The organism is Lachnotalea sp. AF33-28, from assembly GCF_003477885.1.
Lineage (GTDB): Bacteria > Bacillota > Clostridia > Lachnospirales > Lachnospiraceae > AF33-28.
Map to the genome: position 1 here is coordinate 129,609 of NZ_QUEE01000015.1, position 10,623 is coordinate 140,231.

The 10,623-nt window shown below is 51.9% G+C and carries 13 protein-coding genes; 1 reads left to right on the top strand and 12 read right to left on the bottom strand.

All coding sequences use genetic code 11. The features are described from left to right. Window positions 1-13: 13 nt before the first annotated feature. The 8 genes from fabZ to DWZ56_RS18480 are packed head-to-tail and all read right to left on the bottom strand — an operon-like array spanning window position 14 to window position 6,118. The gene (gene fabZ, locus DWZ56_RS18445) at window positions 14-439 is read right to left on the bottom strand and encodes a 3-hydroxyacyl-ACP dehydratase FabZ (protein WP_118558076.1); all 426 of its coding nucleotides are present in this window, start codon (window positions 437-439) and stop codon (window positions 14-16) included. A gap of 13 nt (window positions 440-452) precedes the next feature. Further along, window positions 453-965 (bottom strand): acetyl-CoA carboxylase biotin carboxyl carrier protein, encoded by a 513-nt coding sequence (gene accB / locus DWZ56_RS18450; protein WP_118558077.1) that lies wholly within the window; start codon window positions 963-965, stop codon window positions 453-455. Window positions 966-988: 23 nt separating this feature from the next. Next, on the bottom strand, window positions 989-2,227 hold the full coding sequence (fabF, locus tag DWZ56_RS18455) for a beta-ketoacyl-ACP synthase II (RefSeq protein WP_118558078.1): 1,239 nt from the start codon (window positions 2,225-2,227) through the stop codon (window positions 989-991). 24 nt (window positions 2,228-2,251) lie between these two features. After that, entirely contained in the window at window positions 2,252-2,992 is a 741-nt protein-coding gene (gene fabG / locus DWZ56_RS18460; RefSeq protein WP_118558094.1) for a 3-oxoacyl-[acyl-carrier-protein] reductase, read from the bottom strand. A 5-nt stretch (window positions 2,993-2,997) separates the two neighbouring features. Continuing rightward, window positions 2,998-3,909 (bottom strand): ACP S-malonyltransferase, encoded by a 912-nt coding sequence (fabD, locus tag DWZ56_RS18465; RefSeq protein WP_118558079.1) that lies wholly within the window; start codon window positions 3,907-3,909, stop codon window positions 2,998-3,000. A gap of 35 nt (window positions 3,910-3,944) precedes the next feature. Beyond that, on the bottom strand, window positions 3,945-4,886 hold the full coding sequence (gene fabK, locus DWZ56_RS18470; protein WP_118558080.1) for an enoyl-[acyl-carrier-protein] reductase FabK: 942 nt from the start codon (window positions 4,884-4,886) through the stop codon (window positions 3,945-3,947). Window positions 4,887-4,900: 14 nt separating this feature from the next. After that, complete coding sequence (acpP, locus tag DWZ56_RS18475; protein ID WP_118558081.1) at window positions 4,901-5,134, bottom strand: acyl carrier protein; 234 nt, start codon at window positions 5,132-5,134, stop codon at window positions 4,901-4,903. A gap of 60 nt (window positions 5,135-5,194) precedes the next feature. After that, the gene (locus DWZ56_RS18480; protein ID WP_118558082.1) at window positions 5,195-6,118 is read right to left on the bottom strand and encodes a beta-ketoacyl-ACP synthase III; all 924 of its coding nucleotides are present in this window, start codon (window positions 6,116-6,118) and stop codon (window positions 5,195-5,197) included. Window positions 6,119-6,549: 431 nt separating this feature from the next. On the opposite strand from DWZ56_RS18480, the gene DWZ56_RS18485 reads away from it, so the two are divergent. Beyond that, the gene (locus DWZ56_RS18485; protein WP_118558083.1) at window positions 6,550-6,813 is read left to right on the top strand and encodes an AbrB/MazE/SpoVT family DNA-binding domain-containing protein; all 264 of its coding nucleotides are present in this window, start codon (window positions 6,550-6,552) and stop codon (window positions 6,811-6,813) included. A gap of 218 nt (window positions 6,814-7,031) precedes the next feature. Here the strand turns inward: DWZ56_RS18485 and rsmI are convergent, their stop codons facing one another. From rsmI to holB, 4 genes are all read right to left on the bottom strand, one after another. Further along, a complete protein-coding gene (gene rsmI, locus DWZ56_RS18490; protein ID WP_118558084.1) occupies window positions 7,032-7,880 on the bottom strand; it encodes a 16S rRNA (cytidine(1402)-2'-O)-methyltransferase in 849 nt (282 codons plus the stop codon). A 78-nt stretch (window positions 7,881-7,958) separates the two neighbouring features. Continuing rightward, window positions 7,959-8,675, bottom strand: a complete 717-nt coding sequence (locus DWZ56_RS18495) for a tRNA1(Val) (adenine(37)-N6)-methyltransferase (RefSeq protein ID WP_118558085.1) — start codon at window positions 8,673-8,675, stop codon at window positions 7,959-7,961. Further along, window positions 8,675-9,589 carry a PSP1 domain-containing protein gene (locus DWZ56_RS18500; protein WP_118558086.1) on the bottom strand — a complete coding sequence of 305 codons (915 nt, stop codon included), beginning with the start codon at window positions 9,587-9,589 and terminating at the stop codon, window positions 8,675-8,677. Before DWZ56_RS18500 ends, DWZ56_RS18495 begins: the two co-directional genes overlap by 1 nt. Window position 9,590: 1 nt before the next feature. Then, entirely contained in the window at window positions 9,591-10,580 is a 990-nt protein-coding gene (holB, locus tag DWZ56_RS18505; protein WP_118558087.1) for a DNA polymerase III subunit delta', read from the bottom strand. Between the last annotated feature and the right edge of the window lie 43 nt (window positions 10,581-10,623).

Sequence of the window (10,623 nt, forward strand, 5' to 3'; positions counted from 1 at the left end):
ATCCTCTTTTTGTTTACTGTCCTACCATGAAGGTGAGTTCCGCCGTCACCGCTGTTTTCCCGTCCACATAGGCGGTGGCTTTTCCTATGCCCACAGGGCCCTTCCGCCGGATAATCTCACATTCCAGCTTGAGCTTATCGCCCGGCCGCACCTTCTGCTTAAACTTCGCCTGATTGATGGCGCCGAAATAAGCTACCTTGCCTTTATTTTCCTCAAGGCTCAATATGGCCACGGCCCCTGTCTGTGCCAGCGCCTCTATAATGAGCACGCCGGGCATCACCGGTTCCTGGGGAAAATGTCCCCGAAAAAACTCTTCGTGATATGTCACACATTTATATCCCACAGCCCGCTCTCCCGGCACCAGCTCTTCGATCTGGTCCACCAGCAGGAACGGATGCCTGTGCGGAATGATTTCCTCTATTTCCTTAATTCCCAGCATCGTACCCCTCTTTTCATCTCTGTGCTATGCGAAACAGCGGCTGCCCGTATTCCACCATCTGTCCGTTGCCGATTAAAACAGCTTCCACAATGCCGTCATATTCGCTTTCAATCTCATTCATCAGCTTCATGGCTTCCACAATGCCCAGAACCTGCCCCTTTTTAACGGGATCCCCTGCCTTTACAAAGGGATCGCCGCCTTCTGAAGCCGACGCATAAAATGTGCCGACCAGCGGAGAAGTCACCACCAGATCCGACGCGCGTTCCGCCGGCATATTTACATCTGCAGCCGGTGAATGCTCTTCCCGGGCCATCGCCGGTTCCTGCTGCCCGCCGGCATGTTCGTTTTCTGCTCCGCCTTCAGTATGCGCGCATACCGTTTTTTCCACCTGCATATCGGTCGGTCCTGTGAGCTGTCCTTCCGCCTTAACCAGAATCCTCATGCCGTTTTCTTCCACTTCCACACAGCTGATATTTCCTTTTGAGGAAACCTTATCAATCAATGTCAATATATTATTAAAATCCATGATAACCTCTTTTCGCCCCTGCATTATCCGCGGTATCTGCCAAACAGGATACTCGCATTATGTCCGCCAAATCCCAGGGAATTGCTCATGGCATAGTGAACATCCATGTCCGCTCCATGTCCCATCACATAGTCCAGATCACAGCCTTCCCCGGGTTTTCTAAGGCCCACAGTTGGATGTACATACCCTTCTGTAATCGATTTCACACAGACAATCGCCTCTACGCCTCCGGCCGCTCCCAGCAGATGTCCCACCATGGATTTAGTGGAATTCACCTTCAGCCTGCCTGCAGCATCCCCGAACGCTTTGTGAATGGCCATGGTCTCAAACAGATCATTATGATGCGTGCTGGTGCCATGGGCATTTACATAGTCCACCTGTTCTGGCAGGACATTGCCGTCCTTCATGGCCAGTTCCATGGCTTTTGCCGCTCCGCTGCCATCCTCCGCAGGGGAAGTAATATGGTAAGCGTCACAGGTAGCGCCGTATCCCAGCACCTCGGCATAGATGGCAGCCCCGCGCTTAAGAGCGTGTTCCAGTGATTCCAGAACCAGGATGCCGGCTCCCTCTCCCATCACGAAGCCGCTCCTGTCTTCATCAAAGGGGATGGAAGCTCTTAACGGATCTTCAGAGGAGGTCAGCGCAGTCAGCGCCGCAAAACCGGCCACACCGATGGGGCTTATGGAGCTCTCAGTGCCGCCCGCCACCATGACATCCGCCTCTCCATACTGTATGGACCGGAATGCCTCCCCGATAGAGTGTGTCCCCGTGGCGCACGCCGTTACCACATTGATGCATTTTCCCATTAAGCCAAACTGGATGGCCACATTGCCCGCCGCCATATTGGTGATCATCAGCGGCACCAGCAGGGGATTCACCCGGTTAGGCCCTTTTTCCAGCAGTTTGGCGTGCTCTCTCTCCATCACCTGCAGGCTTCCGATTCCGGAGCCCACGCTGACGCCGACTCTGTAAGGGTCCTCCTGTTCCATGGAGATGCCGGAATCCTTCAGCGCTTCCGCTGAAGCTGCCACCGCGTACTGGCAAAAGGGTTCCATCCTCCTGGCCGCCTTTACGTCCATATAATTTCTGGGATCAAAACCCTTCACCTCCGCCGCCAGAGATGCCTTATATCCGGAGGCGTCAAACTTCGTGATCGGTCCGATCCCGACTTTCCCCTCTTTAATACTGTTCCAGAACTCCTCCACCATATTGCCCGTTGGCGTCACAGCTCCCATGCCCGTAATTACCACTCTATGCTTCATTCATATACCTCTCAAATATCTGATTTACATCACCATGCCGCCGTCAACCTGCAGAACCTGCCCGGTGATATAAGCCGCCCTGTCGGAGGCCAGAAACACCACCGCATCCGCCACCTCTTCAGCCCTGCCAAAACGCCGAAACGGAATCTGGGCGGACGCCGCATCCCTGGCCGCATCCGACAGCACTTCGGTCATTTCTGTTTCGATAAATCCCGGAGCCACCGCGTTGACAGTGATTCCCCTGGAGGCCAGCTCTCTGGCCGCCGCTTTAGTCAGCCCGATCACGCCCGCCTTGGAAGCTGCATAATTGGCCTGCCCCGCATTTCCCGTAATCCCTACTACGGAAGACAGATTGATAATCCTGCCGCTCTTCTGCTTTAACATCTGTCTTGCGACCATCTTCATACAATGGAATGTGCCTTTCAGGTTGATATCCAGAACTTTGTCAAAGTCTTCCTCCGACATCTTCATCAGCAGATTGTCTCTGGTGATGCCGGCGTTATTCACAAGAACATCCAGTCTTTTGTACCGGCCAATGATATCATCGAAAAAGGCCTTGCAGGCTGCCGGGTCCGATACGTCACAGCGCACCGCCTCCGCTTTTCCCCCCGCTTTCAGTATCTCCTCCGCAAGGTACCTGGCCTTATCTTCCGATCCGTTATAATTGATGATCACAGCGGCGCCTTCCTTTGCAAGGCCAAGGGCGATGGCGCGGCCAATGCCTCTGCCGGCCCCTGTTACCACACAAACTCTGTCCTTAAGCAATTCCTTCATGCCAGTTTCTCCATATCTTCCCACTTTTCAATGTTGACGGTAACCGCGTCCTTACAGATCTTCTTCACAAAAGAAGTGAGGGTTTTTCCCGGGCCGATCTCTATAAAGGTATCCACCCCGTTTTCCGCCATAGTTTCCACGCTCTGCTGCCACAGCACCGGGGAGGAGATCTGTTTCACCAGAGACTCCTTTATCCCGTCTGTCTCTTTTACATAATTCGCGTCCACATTGGTTAAATACGGAACGGACAGAGCTTTAAGCTCCACCGGTTCCAGCACCTTATAAAGCTCACTGCCGGCCTCTTCAAGCAGCCAGGAATGAAAGGGACCGCTCACCTTCAGCGGCAGCACCCTTCTGGCTCCGGCTTCCTTTAACGGCGCCGCAGCGGCCTCCACGGCTTCCCTGTAGCCGGATATCACAATCTGCCCCGGGCAGTTATAATTAGCGATTTCCACGCCTTTCAGGTCCCGCAGCACCGCCCGGACCTCTTCCGCCGTCATGCCAATCACGGCGGACATCGCCCCTATGCCAGCAGGCACGGCCTCCTGCATCAGTATTCCCCTTCTGCGGACCACGCAGACCGCATCCTCTATGCTCATGGCTCCTGCTGCCGCCAGCGCACAGTACTCGCCCAGGCTTAAACCCGCGGCAGCGTCAAACCGGATATTTTTTCTCTCTTTTATCGCTTCCAGCATGGCCAGACAGGTGGTAACCAGAGCAGCCTGCGTATACTCCGTCTGATCCAGCAGTTCATTCGGTTCAAAGCAAAGGGATTTCATATCCATCCCCAAAAGCTCTCCGGCACGGTCATATACACTTTTTGCAGCTTCGGAGGATTCGTAAAAATCTCTGCCCATGCCTGCTCTCTGCGCTCCCTGTCCGGGAAATATAAGCGCTGTCTTTCCCATACCAATCATCATCCTTTCATGCCGCCGCAGAGCAGCTATTTTATGCGCTCCTGCGCCTTCGCAAACAGCATATTTACCTGATCCATCATTTCCCGGATCATCTCCGCACAGGTCTGTTCCCTTGTCACCAGGCCGGCGATCTGTCCGGACATGACGCTGCCGCCCATAACATCGCCTTCCACCACAGCTTTCCTAAGCCCGCCCAGAGTCATGAGCTCCAGCTCTTCAAAAGAAGCACCTTCCGCCTCCAACTTCAGATATTTTCTGGTCATCTGGTTTCTTAGGCTGCGGATCGGATGCCCGACGCTTCTGCCGGTCACCTGGGTGTCAATGTCCTTTGCCGCCAGCACGCGGTGTTTATAATTCTCATGCACATTGGATTCCTTTGCCACGATGAACCTCGTGCCCATCTGCACAGCCTCGGCGCCCAGCATGAGAGCCGCCGCAATCCCCCGACCGTCCCCGATGCCGCCGGCCGCGATTACCGGTATATTCACCGCATCCACCACCTGTGGCACCAGAGACATCGTGGTGGTCTCTCCGATATGGCCGCCGGACTCGCAGCCTTCGGCTACCACCGCGTCCGCGCCGGACCTCTCCATGCGTTTGGCTAAAGCTACGGAAGCCACCACCGGGATCACTCTGATTCCTGCGGCCTTCCACTGTTCCATGTATTTCTCCGGATTGCCGGCACCGGTGGTTACAACGCTGACGCCCTCTTCAGCAACAACGGCGGCCACCTCTTCGGCATACGGGCTTAACAGCATGATATTCACGCCAAACGGCTTATCCGTCAGCTCCTTTACCCTGCGGATCTGCTCTCTGACCCAGGATGCAGGAGCGCTTGCCGCCCCGATCAGGCCGAGCCCTCCTGCTGCGGATACCGCCGCCGCCAGGTGATAGTCCGCAACCCATGCCATCCCGCCCTGTATGATCGGATATTCTATGTTTAATAGCGCTGTAATTCTGGTCTCCATACGACAGCCTCCGTTTATTCTTCCACACCTTTGTCCTTCAGATAGGATACCACATCGCCGACAGTGGCGAGATTTTCCAGATCTTCCGAAGGGATTTCCACGTTATACTCTTCTTCCAGCGCCATCACCAGTTCAAATAAATCCAGAGAGTCCGCTCCCAAATCATCCTTAAAGGAGGAATCCACCGTAATGTCCTCAGGCGCTGCTCCTAATTGTTCTGCGATTAATTCTTTCATTTTTTCAAACATTTTCTCATTCTCCTTATTCTTTTATTTTCACTTATGTATTACTTGAAACTGTGGCGGCGGCTACCATATCAGCAGAACAGCTCCCCATGTCAGGCCCGCTCCGAAACCGGACAATACCACCTTTTCCCCTCTAAGAAGCCTGCCCTCCCGATTCATCTCATCGATCAGGATCGGTATGCTGGCCGCTGAAGTGTTTCCACAATGATCCAGATTTACAGGGAACTTATCCACAGAAACCTTCAGTCTTTTCGCCACTGTCTGGATAATCCGCGCATTGGCCTGATGCAGCAGATAGTGATCCACCTCTTCCGCCCCCATGCGCGCTCTCTCCAACAGCGTGCGGATGGATTCCGGGACTTTTCTCACCGCAAACTCGAAGACCTCACGGCCGGACATCGTCATAGTTCCTCCGCTTTTCAGCTGCAGTACATCCCCGCCCCGGCCGTCGGAAAACATCACGAGATCCACAATGCCTGCATCGTCACGGCCTACCGCGGCGGCCCCGGCACCGTCCCCAAACAGCACGCAGGTGCTCCTGTCATTCCAGTCCAGCACTCCGGACAGCCTTTCCGCGCCTATCACCAGAGCCTTTGTGCAGATGCCGGACTGTATGTACGCATGTGCCGTAGCCAGCGCGTACAGAAAACCGGAGCAGGCCGCATTGATATCCATGCATACCGCGTTACCCGCATTGCACAGCTTCTGAACGCTGCAGGCCACGCTCGGATACAGCGTATCCGGTGTGGATGTGGCAACCAGAATCAGATCCACCTCTTCCGGTCTCCAGCCGCACTGCTGTAAAGCCCTGTCGGCGGCGGCCGCCGCCATCTGGCTGGTCGTCTCCTCTTTCGCAATATGTCTGCCCGCTATGCCGGTTCTCGTGCGGATCCATTCATCGCTGGTATCCACCTTAAGAGACAGGCTGTGATTATCCACATATTCCTCCGGCAGATAAGAGCCGGTTCCAAAAATTCTTGCAGTCATGTTTTCCACCAATTCCGTCTGTGTTTGATCTGATTGCATTATATAAAGCCAACTTTTACATAGGACGGACATCCAATGCTTTTTGACCGGCTTTTCTCGGTCAGGAAAATACATCCTCTGAGCGATTGTAATATATTTGCGTTCAAATCATTTGACTATCAAAGTATATGTCAGAAAGGCGATCCTGTCAATATTTTTTTAGTTACTTAATAAAACAAAAAATATCTCCCAAAGATACAAATCGCACTTCTTTGGAAGATTCCTCAACAAAATTTAACAAATATATGGTAAAATCAAATCAGAAAATAAATTTTGCTGTCGAAAAAGCAAAATTTTTCATAACTTTTTTCTCCATTAGTTGACATCAAATTCCACCTATGGTATGTTTAATATAATCGCAAAATTTGTTTAGACTAGGGGGCATGACTATTATGAAGTCTATTGGTGTTGTACGTCGTTTGGATGAACTTGGAAGAGTTACTCTTCCGATCGAGCTTAGAAGATCTTTTCAGTTGGAAGAAAGAGATCCGGTAGAAATTTTCGTAGATGGTGACTGCATCATCCTGAAGAAATATAACTGCCGCGATATCTTTACCGGCGAAACGGATGATCTGCTGGAGTATGAGGGGAAACTGGTATCCAGGGACTCTATCCGTGCTTTGGCAAATCTCGCAGGTTACAAGATCATCGAGTAATCATCTGAACAAACTCTTAAAGCTCTCTGTGGCGGGAGATATGAATCAGCGATTTTCATATCTCCCGTCACGGGGAGCTTTTTCATTACATAGGAACGTTCTCCGAACTCTCCTATGTAATAAAAATGCCCTCCGGGCAGGAACGCACTGCGGCGGAACGGAATAATGTCGCTAAAGCGACCCGCCGCAGGCGGGATTCTTTCTTGTTCAAACGGTTTCTATTGTTCAATCAGCGCCTGATAGACATCCCGTTTGCTGATTCCCCGGTCAGCCGCCACTTTTTTCATGGCTTCTTTCTTATCCGTTCCCTGATCCAGATAAATCCGCATATGTTCCGGTATACTCACCGTATCCCAGGACCGTTCCTTTTCCTCCTTCAATTCCTGAAAGGATCTTCCCTCTATAACCAGTACAAATTCGCCGCGGGGCTCTTCCTCACTGTAATAGCCGGCCGCTTCTCCCAGCGTCGTGCGCCTTTTCTCTTCATATTTCTTAGTCAGCTCTCGGCAGACGGTCACTGGCCGGCCTTCTCCCAGCACGGACACCAGCTCCTTTAATGTATCCTTCAAATGATGGGGCGCTTCATACAGGATGATCGTGCGCGTTTCCTCTCTAAGGCTCTCCAGAATCATTTTCCGTTCCTTTTTGTCCGGCGGAAGAAAGGCTTCGAAACAGAACCGCCTCGTGGACCGCCCTGAGACGGTCAGAGCGGTGATGCAGGCCGCCGGCCCGGGCAGGGAAGTGACTTCTATCCCCGCATCATGGCATCTCTTCACCAGTTCCTCTCCCGGATCGGATATACCCGGCGTACCGGCATCCGTTATCAGAGCAACGTTTGTCCCGGCCTTAATCTTATCGATCAGTTCCACGGCCTTATCCACTTTATTATATTCATGATAGCTGGTCATGGGGGTCTTTATCCCGTAATGGTTCAGCAGTTTTATGCTGTGCCTGGTATCCTCAGCGGCTATCAGATCCACCGTCTTCAAGGTATCCAGCACCCTGAGCGTGATATCTTCCAGATTGCCGATGGGGGTGGCACACAGATACAATATTCCCTGGCCCATACACGCCCTCCTTTCCTGTCACCAGCCGAAGGCTGATGACCTACGCACACTTCAGTGTGCTTCCTTTATTCCGATTCTTTAATAGCCGTATATATCATAAATCTCGTCGCTGTATACGCCCTGTTCCTTATATACAATCACAGGCGGCTCTATGCGCATCTCGGGCCGGCCTCCTTTAAATGCCTCAATCAATACCATATTGGCCTCCCTGCCCGCGAAGGGATGCACAAATTTCATTCTTTTGGCTTCCAGCTTCCATCTGCGCATCGTCTCCAGAAGCTCCAGAAGCCTGTGGGGTCTGTGCACCATATAAAAGCGTCCTCCGAATTTTAACACTCCGGACGCTTCCCTGGCGATATCCTCAAATGTGCACAGCACTTCATGCCTGGCTATAGCCTTGGGCAGCCCGGGATTTTTCAGCCCATGGTTGTTGCTCATGTATGGCGGATTGCAGGTCACCACATCAAAGGAGGCCCCGCCGAAGATGGCGGAAGCCTCCTTAATATCTCCGTTCACGATTGAGATCTTCTCTTCCAAACGGTTCAGACACACGCTTCTTGCAGCCATATCCGCCATATCCGGCTGAATCTCCAGGCCGGTAAACTGTCGGCCCTGTGTTTTTGCCTCGAGCAGAATGGGGATGATCCCTGTGCCGGTTCCCAGATCCAACACATTCTCCCCCTTTTTCACCGCGGCAAATCCAGACAGCAGCACCGCGTCTATGCCAAAACAGAACTTATCAGGATCCTGTAAAATCCTGTATCCATTTCTCTGAAGTTCGTCTATCCGTTCCATTACTGCAGCTTCGATTTCCCTTCTGATTTATCCTGTTTCTCCAGTTCTTCCAGGGCTTTGAGTTCGGCGGCGTTTAAACTCACCTTTTCCTTCTTGCGCCTGGGCTTGAACTTGAGCTGCTCCACCCTGTAATCCCGGATATCTTTTTCATCCTTTTCCAGGGTTACCACCACCTTTACGGTCTGGCGGAGCACATTCACGCTGTGCACTTCCCCCTTAAATCCGTCGTCGGTGGTTACATAGTCCCCCACATTGGGCAGCTTGCTGTTGAGATACTCATATGTGTCCTCCTCGTTTTTCAGGCAGCACATGAGTCTTCCGCAAACGCCGGAGATCTTAGTAGGATTCAGGGACAGGTTCTGTTCCTTCGCCATACGGATGGATACGGGAATGAACTCCGAAAGGTAGGTGTTACAGCACAGCGCTCTCCCGCAGATGCCCACCCCTCCCAGGATCTTTGTCTCGTCCCTGACTCCGATCTGGCGCAGCTCAATCCTGGTTTTAAACACTGAAGCCAGATCCTTGACCAGCTCCCTGAAATCGATGCGGCCGTCGGCCGTGAAGTAAAACAGCACCTTGTTGTTGTCAAAGGTATACTCTGCATCGATCAGTTTCATCTCCAGACCGTGTTTCTTTATCTTATCCAGACAGATCTGAAAAGCATCCTTTTCCTTCTGTTTGTTTTTTCTCTCAATCTCATCGTCCTTCTCCGTGGCGATGCGGATCACAGGCTTTAACGGCTGCACTACCCTGGAATCATCGACCTCGCGCACGCCCATGACCACATATCCGTATTCTACGCCTCTGGCGGTCTCCACAATTACATTCTGGCCCTTTTTGATCGTCAGATTTACAGGATCGAAGAAGTATATTTTGCCGGCGGCCCGGAATCTCACTCCTATTACTTTTGTCATTCTAATTCTCCTTTATCGTCAGCAGCATCAGTTCCATGGTCAGATCAAAGTTTACATTGGCGTCCAACCTGACCTTTGCCTTATCCATGCCTTCCAGTATCTTTTCAATGCCGGCAAAGGAACTCTTGTTGGCGATTTCGTTTATTGATTTAAATTCATCGCTGAATATCAGCAGATTCATATCGCAGGTTGCCTTGAACATCAGCACATCCCTGTACCACAGCTTCATAAAATCAATGCAGGTACGGATGTCAATGCCGCTGTCCTTTATATGTTTCAGGGTTTCCAGCATGTCCAGCACCGACATGCGGTATACCTGTTTGAGCAGGTCCGTAACTTCCTGACGCATGGTCATAAATTCTTCCGAAGACGCCAGACGGATGGCCTTACCGAGATTGCCTCTGGCAAAGCTGGTACAGATTCCGGCCTGCGTTTTATCTATTTGAAGATTCTTCTCCAGATATTCCTGTATCGCTTTATCATATAGTGGCTTCAGCTTCAGCGTGATACAGCGGGACAGAATGGTGGGAAGAAATCCTTCCGCGTTGGCGGTGACCAATAAAATAATCGCGTAGGACGGCGGTTCTTCGATGGTCTTTAACAGCGCGTTCTGTGCCTGTACGGTCATCTTTTCGGCTTCGTCCACTATATATATCTTGTACTGACTGCTGTACGGCTTTATCTGCACATCGTTTACAATCTGATCCCGCACGTCATCCACACCGATGCTGTTGGGCTTTTCATGATGTACGCGGATCACATCCGGATGGTTTCCTGTAAGAAATTGGCGGCAGGAATGGCAGGTGCTGCAGGGCCTCTCCTCTCCGCTTTCACACAGAAGGGTCATGGCAAAGGCATTTGCCATGGTCTTTCTGCCCATCCCGGGCTCTCCTGTCAGTATATAGGCATGGGAAATGTTGTGCTGGCGGATGGCACGCTGGAAGTATTCTTTTATTTGGTCCTGACCGATGATATCGTTTAATCCGGGCATAACGTTTCACCTCCTTGGGGGGTGGGGGGAGTATCGTTGTGGG